The sequence below is a fragment of the Flavobacteriales bacterium genome, assembly GCA_016716605.1.
In the GTDB taxonomy this organism is placed as follows: Bacteria; Bacteroidota; Bacteroidia; order Flavobacteriales_F; family PHOS-HE28; genus PHOS-HE28.
On record JADJWA010000001.1, the window covers coordinates 661,692 to 677,074 of the forward strand.

14 protein-coding genes are annotated in these 15,383 nt (G+C 61.1%); 3 read left to right on the forward strand and 11 right to left on the reverse strand.

The genetic code is table 11. The annotated features are described in order from the left end of the window. Positions 1-55: 55 nt before the first annotated feature. The 7 genes from IPM12_02585 to IPM12_02615 all read right to left on the reverse strand — a co-directional run bounded on the left by IPM12_02585 (position 56) and on the right by IPM12_02615 (position 8,297). Complete coding sequence (locus IPM12_02585; GenBank protein ID MBK9146690.1) at positions 56-1,285, reverse strand: hypothetical protein; 1,230 nt, start codon at positions 1,283-1,285, stop codon at positions 56-58. Between the two features lie 36 nt (positions 1,286-1,321). Then, positions 1,322-3,076, reverse strand: coding sequence for a metallophosphoesterase (locus IPM12_02590; GenBank protein MBK9146691.1), 1,755 nt, complete (start codon positions 3,074-3,076; stop codon positions 1,322-1,324). Positions 3,077-3,415: 339 nt separating this feature from the next. Then, positions 3,416-4,186, reverse strand: a complete 771-nt coding sequence (locus IPM12_02595; protein MBK9146692.1) for a C1 family peptidase — start codon at positions 4,184-4,186, stop codon at positions 3,416-3,418. Positions 4,187-4,223: 37 nt separating this feature from the next. Then, entirely contained in the window at positions 4,224-5,051 is an 828-nt protein-coding gene (locus tag IPM12_02600) for a hypothetical protein (protein MBK9146693.1), read from the reverse strand. 95 nt (positions 5,052-5,146) lie between these two features. Continuing rightward, a complete protein-coding gene (locus IPM12_02605) occupies positions 5,147-6,322 on the reverse strand; it encodes an amidohydrolase family protein (GenBank protein ID MBK9146694.1) in 1,176 nt (391 codons plus the stop codon). 3 nt (positions 6,323-6,325) lie between these two features. Further along, on the reverse strand, positions 6,326-7,624 hold the full coding sequence (locus IPM12_02610) for a hypothetical protein (GenBank protein MBK9146695.1): 1,299 nt from the start codon (positions 7,622-7,624) through the stop codon (positions 6,326-6,328). A gap of 22 nt (positions 7,625-7,646) precedes the next feature. Continuing rightward, on the reverse strand, positions 7,647-8,297 hold the full coding sequence (locus IPM12_02615; GenBank protein ID MBK9146696.1) for a hypothetical protein: 651 nt from the start codon (positions 8,295-8,297) through the stop codon (positions 7,647-7,649). Between the two features lie 272 nt (positions 8,298-8,569). Here IPM12_02615 and IPM12_02620 point away from each other — a divergent pair, with 272 nt between their 5' ends. Continuing rightward, positions 8,570-9,844, forward strand: a complete 1,275-nt coding sequence (locus tag IPM12_02620) for a peptidoglycan DD-metalloendopeptidase family protein (GenBank protein ID MBK9146697.1) — start codon at positions 8,570-8,572, stop codon at positions 9,842-9,844. On the opposite strand, the gene IPM12_02625 is transcribed toward IPM12_02620, so the two are convergent. Continuing rightward, a complete protein-coding gene (locus IPM12_02625; protein MBK9146698.1) occupies positions 9,841-10,482 on the reverse strand; it encodes a hypothetical protein in 642 nt (213 codons plus the stop codon). The two genes, IPM12_02620 and IPM12_02625, sit on opposite strands and share 4 nt — an antisense overlap. A 72-nt stretch (positions 10,483-10,554) precedes the next feature. On the opposite strand from IPM12_02625, the gene IPM12_02630 reads away from it, so the two are divergent. Together IPM12_02630 and IPM12_02635 are read left to right on the forward strand one after the other, a co-directional pair. After that, positions 10,555-11,142, forward strand: a complete 588-nt coding sequence (locus tag IPM12_02630; protein ID MBK9146699.1) for a hypothetical protein — start codon at positions 10,555-10,557, stop codon at positions 11,140-11,142. Next, a complete protein-coding gene (locus tag IPM12_02635) occupies positions 11,123-11,410 on the forward strand; it encodes a transcriptional regulator (protein ID MBK9146700.1) in 288 nt (95 codons plus the stop codon). The genes IPM12_02630 and IPM12_02635 overlap by 20 nt, the downstream gene beginning before the upstream one ends. Positions 11,411-11,711: 301 nt before the next feature. On the opposite strand, the gene IPM12_02640 is transcribed toward IPM12_02635, so the two are convergent. The 3 genes from IPM12_02640 to IPM12_02650 are packed head-to-tail and all read right to left on the reverse strand — an operon-like array spanning position 11,712 to position 15,318. Then, positions 11,712-12,326 carry a chromophore lyase CpcT/CpeT gene (locus IPM12_02640; GenBank protein ID MBK9146701.1) on the reverse strand — a complete coding sequence of 205 codons (615 nt, stop codon included), beginning with the start codon at positions 12,324-12,326 and terminating at the stop codon, positions 11,712-11,714. Positions 12,327-12,344: 18 nt separating this feature from the next. Continuing rightward, positions 12,345-14,300 (reverse strand): (E)-4-hydroxy-3-methylbut-2-enyl-diphosphate synthase, encoded by a 1,956-nt coding sequence (gene ispG / locus IPM12_02645; protein ID MBK9146702.1) that lies wholly within the window; start codon positions 14,298-14,300, stop codon positions 12,345-12,347. A gap of 52 nt (positions 14,301-14,352) precedes the next feature. Then, positions 14,353-15,318: a DMT family transporter gene (locus tag IPM12_02650; GenBank protein ID MBK9146703.1), complete on the reverse strand. Its 966-nt coding sequence runs from the start codon at positions 15,316-15,318 to the stop codon at positions 14,353-14,355. Positions 15,319-15,383 lie beyond the last annotated feature (65 nt).

The window sequence follows — 15,383 nt, forward strand, 5'->3', positions numbered from 1 at the left end:
CAACGCACAGATCGAGATGGCAATGGATGATCGGTTAGGGGGTCGCATCCTGATCCTAGTTCAAGAATATCTGGTACTCGAGCATCGATGGCTCCGGCTCTGATTCATCGGCGCTGAAGGGCACGAATCGCAGGCGGGCGCAGAGCCAATTCGGTTGGCTGAGCATGGCCTTGTTGATGGTGGCCTCCTCGAGGGTGAGGCGCACCCATCGGCTCTCACCGGGCGGCAGCAGTAAAAAGTCCTCCTCCGGTGATTGCCACGAGGAGATGATGAACGTGAAGCCTTCGGTTTCGGGGCCATGGGCATCGGTGCCGGACTTTCCGTTATGAGGCGCACCCAAGACTGAATCTTGCCTGTTCAGCAGAAGCGGGACTTTGCCGGTGTTGTAGCAATGGATCCTGTCGGATGTGAAGTAGCGCCGCGTTGAATCCACCTGGCTTCGCGAGAATCCCGGATCGAGCTCAAAGCTCCTGAGCCGGCAATCCGGTGTAGCGCGATTGGCTCGTGCAGGGGAGGCCTGCACTCTTGGCGTTTCCTGCGTGGTGGTCTGTTGCCGCGAGAACGCACCATCGCGCATGAGGAAACCGAGCATGACCAGCAGGGGCAGCGGCAGCAGGATCGGGTAAAGGACCCACCGCGCGAACAGCCGCCTCGGTGGACCGTTAGGGTCAGCATCCGACTTCCGGTGCACGGCGGCTATGGCGTAAACGACCAGCGCAGCGATCAGCATGACAGAAATGGCAAGTCCCCATCCGAGCAGGCTGCTGAAGACATCCTCGGCCATCAGGGGAACGCCCAATTGGAAGAGCCGGTTGGCCATCAGGTTGATGGTGAAGAGCACGAAGGGGGGCACGAGCAGGCAGAGGGCGCCGTAGTACAAGAGCATGTGCATCTGCGCACGGCGCGCGTCCGGATGCTGGCGGTAGAGCAACCACACGGAGCCCCAGTAGAAGAGCAGGATCAATCCGAAAGGCAGCAGCAATGGGATTATGATCTGTGCGAAGCTGGACGTGTTCAATGAAGCGAGCACATCATCGGCCGCCTTGGTCACGTGATCATGGCCTAGGGCCGAATCATAGTTGGTGGAGCTGGCCGCGATCACGAACAGGAACTGGAAGGCCACGAATAGCCCGACTGCCAGGTAGTAGTGCGGGTTGAAATGCTTGGCCGTGCCTTCGTGCTTGCCATGGGCATTCGCGAATGCCGCGGGATCCCTGAGCAACTGGCCCGTGGTGGTGAACCAGAGCTTCACTTGCTCCTTCAATGCGCTCAGCAGATCATTCATGCGGCCGGTCTTTGCGGAACCATTCTTCAGGATCGATCAGGCCATGCCTCGCTCCACCGTGATCGGCTCCTCGATCAATTCCACCTTCACGCTGCCCTCAGCCGGTTGCCAAGCGGGGCTCTGGCCGCGTTGCTCCTTCCACTTACGCGGCACCCGGTGGATCTTGAATGGGTAGATCGTGAGCTTTCCCTGCGGATCGATGCGGAAGCGAAGGAAGCTCTTGTAGTCCGCAATTGCGAGTGAGGAGAAAGCCTCATTGTAGTGGCGGCCGAAGACGTTGAGCGAGACCAGCAGGTAGAGGCCCATGATCACGGAGCCGAGCAATCCGCTGATGCCGAAGATGAAGAGCGCGCGAAGGCCGAACTCCGCGGCAGCCGATCCCCGCGCCCAAGCGATCTGGTCCGTTAGCTGTGCGGCCCACCAACCAGCCACGAAGACCGCCATGAGGTGCGCCAGCCCGTGCGCGCCGCCAGCGAACCAGCGGTAGAGCCTGCTGTGCGTGTCAGTGAAGAAGATCCAACCGCCCAGCATGATCATGGCCCAGAAGCTGGCGGCAGGGCGCGTGATGAGCATTTGGCTGACCCCCACGAGGTACTCGCCCAGAACCGCATGCGCGATATCCGTGGTGGGCAGCATGAAGGCCCATGCCGCAAGGAAGTAAACGAATCCGATGAAGAGGCCGAACCATGGGTTGTACCATGGGAATAGGAGATTGCGCCAGGTCAGTCGCCTCGATTCAGCCTTGTCGGGATACGCGCATTGGAGCTCATAAGGCGGGCCAGGACGGCCTCCAACCAGCTTGGGCTTGTCGCCGGGAAGCGTATCGGCATCGGGCGCATGCGTGGGGTGCAGGAAAGCGCCGCCGCCGCCGCAGGTGATCTTCTGTACGCCGAGGGCGTTGGCATGGCGGCGGTAATGGTGCAGGTCGCCGGCCACGAGCACGCGCACACGCCCTTTGAGCACATCGCGTGTGAGATAGGCCAGGTTGCTATCGCTGTACACCTCTGCATCGTACTTGCTGTAATACTTCTCGAACACCCATTGCGGCTCGGCGCAGCAGAGGATCACCCGATCATCCGGGCCCATCCCTTCAATGGCCTTCTCGAAATACTCCACCTGCATGGCGTCGATGTCACTGCCCAATTGCGTATCGACCCCCAGCAGCCACCAGCCATGCGGCAGCTTGAGGGCGAAGTAGCTGCGATCCTGCGGAGCGAACCAGGCCCCCACCCACTCCTTGCCGATGAACACGCGCGTGAAGGAGACCAGGCTATCGTACCAATCGTGATTGCCGGGGATGGCGTACACGTGCGGGTTGCCCTGTTTCAATTCTTTCAGCGCCGTCTCGAAAGGCAGCACCAAGCGCCGCTTGTACTCCTTGCGGTTGGCGGTCGGGTACACCTCGTCCCCGCCCATGATGAGCACATCACCGCGTTTGGTCTCCACCTGCCCGCCATGTGCATCGGCTACGATCGTTGGCCGGGCCAATGCGGTGGCCACGGCGAAGGTGCTGTCCCAGCCATCGCCGGTATCAGCCAGGTAGTCGAGCCAGATCTCCTCACGGGGAATGCCGTTGCTGATCAGCTTCTCATATTGCGCCGGCTCTTGGTGGTAGGTAGTATAATCGTTAGGCGGCTCGTGCTTGGGGGTGATTACGGCCTCCATGAGGCGGTGATCGCTGTGCCGGCCCACCACGGTGCTCACGGCCACCTCGATGCCCGTGCTCATGAGTTGGCGCGGATCGAACCAGCCCACCATGGGCTGAGCATCCTGCGGGTGGTGGTTTGGCATGGTTAAGCGTATTCGTGCTTGATCAAGGGTGGTGCTGTCGATTCATCATCGGCGCACTGCGCGAGCACCTGGCTTGGCAACCAGCGGCACGAAGGTGCCTGGGGCGTCCAGGTCTCGCAGCAGCTTCCGCTATCGACGGGCCCTTCGTCTTCACATCGCTGACGAGGTTCACCCGATAGGTGATGTCGTCGGTTTCATGCAGCCCTCGATGGGTTTGAGCGTGGAGCGCGCCCAAGAACAACGTGGTCATCGACCCTGAGGCCCATGCCAGGATCCCGTGGATCATCCTGTTCATGGTGCTTTGGTTCGCTGTGCTGGGTGAATAAGCTGGAGAGCCGTTCAAAGGATCACACCGTACGCTTCGGTGAACGCGGCCTTCGCATAGGCGTTGCTGGCATACGCGAATCCCTTGTCGCCCCATCCCGTGCCCCAGCTGTTACGCACGATGAAGTGGTCCTTGGTATAACCGACGAATGCCACGGCATGGCCGCCGTCAGCCGTGCTTGGCTTGTATTTCTTGAGCTTGCCGCTGGTCGGAGCATCATAGAAGGTGTCATCCACATCAAGCCGGGTGAGTATCGGACCCTGGGTGGCGAGCCAACGGCGCCATGCGGTGAGGTCCCGGCCCAGGTTGAAGTATGACATGATCTTGCCGCGCGCGGCGGTGGCGTAGAAGACATCGGTCTCGTTGTCGTAGAGTCGGCCGCTGCCAAAGGGCAGCACGGAGTCGAGCACGCTGCCGTATTTGCGTGACACATCGAGAGCCGCTTTGAGACTGGTGCCATCGCTTTCGATGAAAGCCGTGGGCGCGGAGGTGAACTCATCGGTCTCCTTGGCGGCCATCCATGTGAACCGCACGCTGAGCTTCTTGTCCTGCGCCAACCGGCCGGCTTTCACCAAATGCCAGCGCAGCACGCTGTCGGCGCAGGCCCATCCCACGCAGGATCCGGTATCGCCTTGGTTGCCGATGCTCCACCAGCTGGCGCGCAGGTCCTTGGCAGGAGGCGGAGCGGCTGCGGCACGCACGGCACCGGAAGCGGCAGCCGTGCGAATGGTCCAGTCACGTTCAGTGGCTTGAGAAGGCACGCAATTCAGGATGCGGTTGCTCATGGTCTTGGGGATGTTGGGGTGGTTGCAAGGAATGGGGTCAGGTCTTCTTCTTCGCGCTCAGCTGCACAGGAAAGCCTCCGACGAAGCTGATGGTGGTGACCATGCGGCTGCCGCTGAGACCGGCCACATTTCCTCCCGCGTCAAGCCAGGTGTATGAGAACTCCGCCCGGATGTTCTTGATCCGGAACATGGCGAATACCTCGATGCCGCCATAGAAGAGGTTCTTTGTGCCGAGGATGTCCTTGCGGAATGCCTCATTGCCTTTCTGGGCGACATCGCCGCGCAGGGAATTGAACCCCCAGCCCGCACCGATCAGCACATTGTAGTCGTGGTTGTAGTCGCGACCCAGGATATCGTGGAAGACCCGGAATCGCAAGGCATTGATGGTGCTCTTCACGCTTCCGGCGCTGTCCACGAGCAGACGGTTCGATCCAGTGTACTTGACCTGGATCCCCGTGATGAGCGATCGCCAGAGCGCAACCGGCCGTGAGATGCTAGTCCCGTCCTTCTTTGTTCGCCTCACGGTATCCGAGAAGAAGACCATCAGATCCAGGTCCACCGCCCGCCGACCGACCAGCGGCGTCATGATCGCCTCGCCCACCAGACTAGGGTTCTCGACTCCATTGCTTCCATAGGTGATGGTGAGCGAGTCGTCGGTATTCGCCACGTTGATCTGCCCGCTGAACCGCACGCGGTCAACCGTGCCACCGAATATCTGCTTCTTCCGATGGTATTCATCGAGCACCACGCCCAGGCCTGTGCTCGCCGGTAGGCCTTCGCCGTTGTCGAGGCTGCGTTGAACGTTGCCTGCACCAACGAAATCGAGATAGGTGGTGTCCTTGCCAGCGGCTTGCCCAAAGAGCATGCAAGGCAATGTCGTCAAGCAAATGGAGAATAACGCTCTCATGGCCGGATTGGGTGTTGGTCGTTTCGTCTCGTTCATGGCACACGGTTGCGTCATCACGCAAACAGGTACCTATCCGTATTCGCTATCGCGATCCTGTCGAAGCGGTCCATGCCGATCTCACGGATGCTGTCGGCGAGGAGCTTCTCCTCTTCGGCCTCGCGCAGGGTCATGAAGAAATCGGTGCCGAAGAGGATGCGGTCGCCGAAAGTGCCATCGATGAGGCCGGGGACCTTCTTCAGCGCATCGGTGCTCGAGAGGGTGTAGGAGATGTCGGCGTACACGCTGGGGAAGTCGCGCAGCATGTCGAGCACCTTGTGGTGGAAGTTGTCCGGGTCCACGCCTTCCTTCAAGAGCTCGTGCTCCTCTCCCAGCATCTGATCGTCGCCGCCGAAGTGGGCGAAGCAGACCTTGAGGCCAGGATGGGCGTTGAGCACCGGTCTGAAGTTGTCCGGGTGCAGGAACACATTGCAGGCGATGCTGTTCTTCTTCATCACCCAATCCGCCTTCCGGAACCGCTCCACGCGATCGTGGATGCCCTTCATGGCACCGTCGTTGGGCCAGAGGCTGAGCGGCGTGCTATGCGGCAGCACGTTGGCCATGCTGCCGGTGTAGAAGGATCCCGAGCGGGTGCAATGGGTCATCACCGGCACCTTGGCGGCGGCGGCCCAGCGGTAGAGTTCATCGAGGGCGGGGTCGAAGGGGAAGAAGCCCAGGCTGGGATAGAGCTTGATGCCGAAGAACATGCCGCGCTCGACCTTCTGCTTCACCCAGTCGCACAGCGCCGCGCCTTGAAGGTGGCGGGGATCCACGCCCACGAAAGGGAAGAAATTATCGGGGTAGTGCAGGCGCACTCGCTCCACTTCGGCCAGTTGCGTATCGATGCGCGCATGCTTGCTCGGCTGCGTGTCCATGTGGTCCATGTTGAGGGTGAGCCCGACGAAGCGGACACCCGGGCCCAGCTGAGAGTAAGCCTTCTTCATGCTGAGGAAGACCTCTTCCTGCGTGCTCTGCGTGCCCACCTCGATGAACTGGAGGTAGCGCATGAATGTGCCATCGCCCTTTCGACGTGCCAGCTTCTTGATGATCCAGCGCATCCAGGGCTTCTCGAGGAAGAACTTGATCTCATCGGCCCAGCGGTGCAGGACCTTGGGCAGGGCGATCTTGAAGAAGTAATCGGGCGCGCAACCACCGGTGAAGACGTGGCTGTGGATGTTGGTGTAGCGGCTCATGGCTCAGCGGGCTTTGCGTTCGTCCATGGTCTTGGGCACCGCGCCGCTGCGGCGGATGTTGATGAGCTTCACCAGGACCTGGAACCAGAAGGGTGCGCCCAAGCGCAGGGAGTACGCTGTGATGGTGATGCCGATGAGCCACTTCAAGGCGTTCCAGGGGCTCCAGGTGTTGCGGCGCCGGAAGTGCTCGAGCACCGCGCGTTGCGATGGCTTGTACTCGCTGGGCACCTGCTTAAGCCGCTTGCCGGTGAACCAGCTCAGCGGTGCCTCGCCGGGGTTCCAGCCCAGGGGCAATTGCCAGTTGCGCACCATCAGCAATACCTCTTCCGATTGCTTCTCGAACACGGAGTCCGCCTTGGCTGCTTTCAGGAAGAGCTGCTGGCTCCGCGCCAGGTCCGACCTCACCTTGAGGGTGTCCGCGTGATCGCTCGCCGCGGCCAGGTAATCGGCGGCGCGCAGCGTGTCCTGGCCTAAAGCGGCCTTCATCTCCTCGTACGCATCGGCCACGCGCTCGGCCTCGCTCACCATGCGCTCACGCAGGTCCTTGTCCAGCAGGAAAACCTTGGCCAGGTGCAGCGAATCGACATTCAGCAACAGCGCAACGGCGAAGCCGAGCATGAGCAGCTTATTGCTCTGATTGTTCTTGAACTCGCCGCTCGCCCGCTCCATGCAGCCATCGAACCAGCGGCCCAGCTCGTCCTTCAACGCGTTCATGTTGATGGTGCGCTCTCGATTTGCCTGGCGATCATCCGCGCCGGCAACACCCTGCAATTCCAACTCGCGCCATTCGCTGTTGCGCTCGATGAAGTTGGTCATCAATCGCTTGAACTCGCTCTCCTTCATGGCCCCTACGCCCTTCGTGAGCCTTTCCGATAACGACGTGGCGTTCCCTGCCGCGAGCCGATACGTGAGGCGCGCGCGCTCCTCGGCGCTGAGAGCCCGCAGGCCATCGCTCACATCGCGGCCATCGAGGTGAGGTGCCATCCGCAATTCCGATCCTTCACCCGCAAGCGTATCGATCAGCGCATTGGCGAAGCCCTCGGCTGGCAGGTAGTGCGGGTAGCTGTTCCCGTCCCTGCGCATGGCATTGATGATCGGATGCTGGTAGATCAAGTAGCCATAGTTCTTGTTCAAGGGGTCGTCGAGCAGCCGGTTCACGATTCGTTGCAGGAAGACCCCACGCTCCTTCGTGCGGCGGTTCCAGCTCTCCAGGAATGCGCTCACCAGGATACTGAGCAGCGCATACACGAGCGCCAGCGAGATGATCGTGTCCAGGTAGGGGTTGTCAAATGCTGCTTCCATCACGGTTGGGGTTGGCGGAACCTCATGGCTGACCCACGCCCTGGTTGAGGCGGGCTTGAATGTCAGCTCGCATGCGCTTGGAGCGCTCCTTCACAAAGCGGCAGATGATGCGGTTCACTGAAGCGGGGCCGTTGGCGTTCACAATGTCGAGTTTTTGCATGATCCCTTCGAGGCTGTCCAAGGTGGGGCATGCGGCGTAGGCCTTGGTGACACGCGAGCTAGCCACTGTCGCATCACCGCCCGCGAACGTTTCAACGCCTACGGGTTCGCGGTCCGTCAGAAACGCATTGCCCCCGACCCCTTCAGCCTGAGCGACAGCGGTCTCTGCCTGAAACCGCAAGGAATCATTCGCCGCAAATCGCCCAAGGGCCTCTGGGAGCCTGGTCGAATACCATGGGAACAGCGCCTTGAAGATCTCGATTGCGCCAACCCGATCCTTGGCGTCCGGATCGGTCCAGGAAGGAAGGAGGATGTCCGCCAACTGCTCATTCTGCTTCGCGTCGGCGATGCCCTCTTCAACTTTCAAGGCTTCGTGGGCAGACCCAGCTTCAACGTTGAGCCGCGCCTCAACAGTCCGGATCTTCTGGGCCAAGGGCGCAAGCACTTGGGTGATCGGGTTCGGGGTCGATGCAAGAGCCGCCGCCGAATTCACCGAAGGTTGCAGAAGGTTCATCGGTTCGGTTCGATCAGCAGAATTCCAAGCATCGCACCGCCAGCTCTCGCACACCGCTAAGGTCTCCGCAGTACCAATCCTCCAAGGGGGTCATTTTCGTTGCGAGGGGGGTCATTTTCAGGGGTACCCACGATTCGGATGCTAACGGACCACTGGTCGCCATCGCCGAGGGGAAGGTCCACGAGCACGGATTTGCGCCGGTAACAGCGCATGGTGGAAACGCTCGGGCAGGTACAAGGCCGAGGCTTGCGAACAAGGCCTTTCTTGCCCGCATGAAGAGGTGGGTGCAAATCGGGTTGGTGGTGCTCGCGGCGGCCATGGTGTATGTTTTCATCGGTGTCGACCTGGGACCGCGCGAGGAGTACGTGGCGGAGCAGCCTGTGGAGGACACCGTGGTGGTGCCCCTTCCGCCGCCTTTGGCCTACGGCATTGCCATGGACAGCCTTGTGATGCGCGAGGGAACCGTGAAGAGCGGCGCGAGCTTCGGCGGATTGCTGGGCGCGGAGGGCGTATCCGCATCGGTGATAGAGACACTGGTATCGAAGGCAGAGGGACTCTTCGATGTGCGCAAGCTCCGGGCAGGGCATCCATACGCGTTCATTGCGCCCGATCGCAAAGGCGCAACGCCGCACTATTTCATCTACGAGGCCGATCCGATCCAGTACTTCGTCTTCCACTTGCTGCCCGGCAACGAGTACGTGACCATCGGCGAGCGCGCGGTAACGCTCACCCAGCATGCCATTGCCGCCACGGTGACCGGCGCGCTCTACAACGACCTGGCGAAAGCCGGCGCCGACCCCATGCTCGCCGTGCTGCTCAGTGAGGTGTTCGCGTGGACGGTCGATTTCTACCGCATCCAGAAAGGCGATGTGTTCAGCGTGGCCTATGCTGAGCGCAGCGTGGAGGGCAAGCGCGTGGGTGCGCCGCAGATCCTGGCCGCGCGCTACATCAGCGGCGATAAGGTGAAGGCCGCTTTCCGTTTCGGCGAGGGCAAGGAGGCCACCTACTTCGATGATGAAGGCAACAGCCTGCGCAAGGCTTTCCTGAAAGCGCCGTTGAAATTCAGCCGGATCTCATCGGGCTTCAGCGGCAAGCGGCTGCATCCGGTGCAGAAGGTGATGAAGGCGCATCTCGGCACCGATTACGCAGCACCTTATGGAACGCCGATCCTTGCCGTGGGTGATGGCGTAGTGGAGCAGGCGGGCCGCACCGGGGGCAACGGCAACTTTGTGAAGATCAGGCACAACGGCGTGTACAGCACGCAGTACCTGCACATGCGCAAGGTCCTCGTGAAGCAGGGCCAGCGCGTGCAACAGGGCGATGTGATCGGGGAGGTGGGCAGCACCGGCCTAGCCACGGGTCCGCATGTGTGCTTCCGCTTCTGGAAGAACGGAGCGCAGGTGGATCACCGCAAAGAGGAGTTCCCCAGCGCGGAACCCATTGCGCAAGAGCTGCGGCCCGCCTTCGATGCGGCCCGCGATAGCCTGAGCGCGCAGCTTGATGAGGCCGAGCTCGCATTGGCTGCAGGAAGGATGGTGAACTTCTAAGCTCCCGCAAGAGCCCGGATCGTGCGGTAAGCGTGGGTGCCCCCTGATGTGCCGATGCAATTAATCAAGGCCTTCGCCAGCACATCGTGGGGCATGGGCTTGTACTTGTCGGGCAGCAGCGGCGCGATCGCGCTCATCACCGCGATGCCGATGCGCTCGCCCAATCGCTTCTCGCTGCGCGGACCTATGAGGATCGATGGCTGGAAGATGTGGAGCTCCGGGAAACCCATCGCCTTCAGTCCTTCTTCCATCTCCCCTTTCACCCGGTTGTAGAACACGCGGGACTTCGCATCGGCACCGATTGCGCTCACCACCGCGAAGGCCGGTGCGCCCTGTTCCATTGCCCAAAGCGCCAGGCTGAGCACCAGGTCTTTGTCCACGTGGATGAACTTGGCCTTGTCGCCACCCACCTTGCGGATGGTGGTGCCAAGGCAGCAGATCACGGCATCCACAGGCTGGGGCCTCAACGCGGTCAACAAATCGCCTTCGGCCGGGAGCCAGGCCTCGAGTTTCCGATCCTTCAAGTCGAGGGGCCGCCGTAGTAGCGCGATCACCCGGTCAAAGCGATCGGCTCGAATCGCCGTCTCCAGTACAGCCCTGCCCACCAAGCCGCTTCCGCCAGCCACAAGCACATTCATGGGCCTAAGTGACGTCAGATTTTGGTTTGCTCTATAAACTTATCTATGTTTGTCCTCCGAATCAACCACACCATGGAAAACCAACTCACACCTGAACAGAGCTTGAAGGTCATTGAAGGCATGATTGACCAGGCCAAGCGCAGCTTCAGCCGCTTCAGCTTCTACTTCCTGCTCTGGGGAGTCCTGCTCACCGGGGCTATGCTGGCTACCTATCTGCTTGCCGACCTCGACCCGGCCATTCGGCACGGCATGCCTTGGGGCGTAGCGGGAATCGGCGGCGGCATCATCAGTTCGATTCATGGCGCCCGACAAGGGCGGCAGGAGCCCGTGAGTAATCCTATGGACGGCCTCATTGGGTGGCTCTGGTCCTCCTTCGTCATCACCATGGTCATCACCATCGTTGTCAGTTTGATGAACGAGCGCGATCCAGGTGCGATGGTCACGTTGCTTACCGGCATCCCCACATTCATGACCGGCCAAATGATGCGATTCAAGCCGCTCATCGCCGGTGGCATCATCTTCTGGCTGTCCGGCATTGCCATGCACTTCACACATGATGCATTGGCCATCACGTTGCTTTACTGTGGAACCATGCTGTTGGGATACATCCTGCCCGGTCTGCTCCTGAAGCGCCAAGAAGATGCCGTTCGCGCCGCTTGACCCTGTGCTGCACAACCAGCTGAGGCTGGCGGTGATGAGCCTGTTGGTCTCGCTGGAGAGCGCTGATTTCAACTTCATCCTGGAGAAAACCGGTGCCACACGCGGCAATCTGAGCGTACAGATCACCAAGCTCAAGGAGGCCGGTTACATCGAGGTAACCAAGAGCTTCAAGGACAACTATCCGAACACTTCGTGCAGGGTATCCTCGGCCGGACTTGCCGCGTTCGAGGCCTATGTGGCGGCGATCAAGGGCTACCTGGGGAAATGATGGCCGAAGGGGCTTGACAGGTTCCGTCGATCGCCAGTGCTGGACCGTCGAAATGCTGGAACCGCTGCGAGCAAGGCCCGTTCACAGGGCCATACCGCAACGAACCACACCATGCAGACCAAGCACCGCACCCTCCTACAAGCAGCCGTTCTGCTGATCCTCCTGGTATGCGTGGCCGCTAGCAATGGCAGCGCCGCCGAACAGGAGAAGGCCACCGCCGAGGTGGCCGCCCAATAGTGAACCACGTTCCATACACCATAGGCACTGAGGCCGCGCCCCGTAAGGCGCGGCCTCGGCGCTTTCAGTACTTGCGCTTCTTCAGGAAGGTGTACCCCCCCTTTGAGGCGCCCCAGACCTGATTGCCCGCATCATCGTAGCCGCGGTCCCAGCTGATCATGCGGTCGCTGCGGATGGTCACTTCACTCGTGGCATAGGCAGCACCGCTGCGCGCGTTGGGACAATCGCGGCCGTTCGTGCTCCCCTGATAGATGCTCTTGTAACGATGCAAGGTGATGGTGCAGCCAGGCATCAGATCGATTGAATCCGGAGAGAGGCGCGCGAGCTTCTCGTGATCGGTGTACGCGCCGAAGTACTGCTCACCGTTCCGGATGGTGTGGATCTCGCTCGTGAAGGTGCTGTCGTTCACCTCCTGAACGTGGTACACGCGCTGGCGGTATGGCTTGGCCTTGCTCTCAGCAGTGGCCTGCTCCACATAGAACCAAGCGCCATCCTTCCGTTTGGCCCAAATGCGCTTCATCTCCAGCTCGATCTCGAAGTAGCTCGTGTCCCCTTTGGCCTGCTCGGCGCTGGTGTAGGAGCCTTCCATGGTCATGGCGAGTTGCTCGAGGGCACGGGTGCGTTGGGCGGCGGCAGAGCCTGCTGCAAGGAAGAGCGCGAGGATAAGGGCGGTGCGCATGGTCGGGCTTCTTGTTCGCTAGTTCTCCGTCTGTTCCACCCACATCCCATGCTCCTTGATCAACCCGATCAATTCGTCCACGGCATGTTCGCTCGGCACATTTCGCTTCACCACTTCCTTCTCACGGTACAGAGTGATCACACCGGGGCCCGTGCCCACGTAGCCGAAGTCCGCGTCGGCCATCTCGCCTGGGCCGTTCACGATGCAGCCCATGATGCCGATCTTGACGCCCTTGAGGTGGCTGGTGCGCGCGCGGATTTTGGCGGTGGTCTCCTGCAGGTCGAAGAGCGTGCGGCCGCAACTGGGGCAGCTGATGTACTCGGTCTTGCTGGTGCGCGTGCGTGTGGCTTGCAAGATGCCAAATGCTGTGCGGCACACGAGGTCTTCACGACCGCCGTACTCGTCCGCTATGAAGATGCCATCTCCAAGCCCGTCAATGAACAGAGGGCCGATGTCCGTGCTGCTGTGCAGGACCAGATCGTCCTTGCCGATGTTCCCGTAGGCACGACCGATGATCACGGGCGTTTCGCAACCAGCTTCCAGCAAGGCGAAGAACAGGCGACGCTGCTCCGCCATGCCATGTGCGCTGTAGCTATCGATAAGGAGAACGGCCGTTGGATCGCCCTTCAACTTGGTAATGAATGCATCGTCCAGATCAGGCAGGGTCGCATACACCAGGTTGAACTGCGGATGCTGCTCCACTCCGCTCAGATACTCTTCCTTATTGATGAAGGGATAGTGGCGCTCCTTGGCCTTGTTGGTCAACCACACGGCGTGGTCCTGCACAACGCTCAGTGTTCCTGGGATCTCGAAGTCGATGCTGTTCTTTCCGATGAAGATGCAGTCGCAGGCCTGGTCGGTGATGTTCCACTTATCCAGTGGTACACTATAGCGGTAGCCCCATGCGAAGAGCGTTGCGGGCGTGATCCTCTCCTTGTTGCTCAGGTCGGCCATGACCACCGGTACGTGCCTGGCGCCGATGTTCAGGACTTCGTGGGAACGCCTTCGTGTGTGTCCGAATGGATCGATGGGCACGCTCGTGATGGCCGGCAGCGGGTCGTGCTTCGATCGTTCGGCGTAACGATCCACCAGCGCACGGGCTACCGGTATCTCGAACTCGGGGTCTTCGGTCAGGCTCACCCGCACGGTGTCGCCGATGCCATCTTCCAGCAGGGCACCGATGCCCGCTGCGCTTTTCACGCGGCCGTCCTCACCATCGCCAGCTTCCGTGACACCGAGATGCAGCGGGTAGTCCCATCCCTCCTGCATCATCCGGTGAACGAGCAGGCGGTAGGCCTGCACCATCACCTGCACATTGCTCGCCTTCATGCTCAGCACGATCTCGTGGTAATTCTCATCGCGGCACACGCGCAGGAACTCAAAAGCGCTCTCCACCATGCCCTGCGGCGTGTCCCCATACCGGTTCAGGATGCGATCGCTGAGGCTGCCGTGGTTGGTGCCGATGCGCATCGCTGTGCCGTGCTCCTTGCAGATCTTCACCAAGGGCGTGAAGCGCTCGCGGATGCGACCGAGCTCTTCTTCGTACTGATCATCGGTGTACTCGCGGACGTCGAACTTCTTCTTGTCGGCGTAGTTGCCGGGGTTCACGCGCACCTTTTCCACGATGCGGGCTGCAACCTCGGCGGCGTTGGGCGTGAAGTGGATATCGGCCACCAAGGGCGCACTGAAGCCTGCCGCTCGGATCTGCTTCTTGATCTCAGCCAGGTTCTCCGCCTCCTTCTTGCTCGGCGCCGTAATGCGCACCAGCTCACAGCCCGCCTCGATCATGCGGATGCTCTGCGCCACGGTGGCGGCGGTGTCCATCGTGTCCGTGGTGGTCATGCTCTGCACCCGGATGGGGTTGGAGCCACCGATGCCGATTCCGCCGATGCGCACTTCGCGCGTGCGCCAGCGCTCGTAGCGCGTGAGGCTGGGGCAATACTGCCAGGGGGCGATGATCTTGGTCTCGGACATGGAATGCGAAGGCGGCGAAGGTACCGGGCAACACCGGAGGGCGGTGCGCGGTTCACCCGTGGCTCAGTGGATCCGGCTCCACCACCTCCTTGGCCGACATGCGCCGGTGGTACCAGCCATTGACCACGAGGCAGGCAAGGATGAGCGCGATGCCCGCGTAAGACCCCGCGCGCAATTGCTCTTCCGCTCCCCAGATCAACAGCGCGATCAGGATCGTGTACACCGGTTCCAGATTCACCGTGAGCATGACCGTGAAGGCCGAGAGCTTGCGCATCACGAGGATGCCCGTGACGAAGGGCAAGGAAGTGCAGACGAGTCCGAGCAACAGGTGATAGACGATGTCGCTGGTGGGCAGCTCCCAGAGCGGTGGCGGCAATCCGCCTTGATCGGCCAACGCTCCATCGAGCCCAGCGACTCCGAGACCTTGAATGAAAGGGATGGCCAGGAGGATGAGGAACAGGAAGGCCGCCACGCTCGCGATCTCGTAGAAGCTGATGCGCACGGGATCATCCTTGTGCACAAGCACCGCGTTGATGATGTTGAACCAGGCGCTGAGCAGCGCGCTGAGCACGCCTACGACGATGCCCCATCGGTGATCGGTCTCCAATCCGAAGATCAGCAGCAGCGCCGCGATCACGATCAGGCCGAGCACCACTTCATACCCGCGCACCTTGCGCTTGAACCAGATCGGCTCCAGCAGCGCCGTGAATACCGTGCTCGTGCTCAAGCAAGCCGCTGCGATGCTGGCCGTGCTGATCTTGATGGCGCCATAGAAGGTGATCCAATGCCCGGCGATGATGAGGCCGGTGAGCAGATAGACGCCCAGTTTCGGCGTGCGCCACGAGAGCGAGCGCTTCATGAGCACCGCCGCCACCGCCAGGCCCAGCGCTGCGATGATGGTGCGCGTGTACACCAGATGCAAGGTGCCTTGCTGGATCAGCTTGCCGAAGATGCCCGTGAAGCCCCACAGGAAGACCGTGAAGTGCAGGAGCCAAAGGGCTTGGGTACGGCTGCGCATCGAGCGCGCCAAGGTAGAGGCGGCTATCGGATGGCCTCGAGCTTCTCGCGCATGGCCCGCACGAG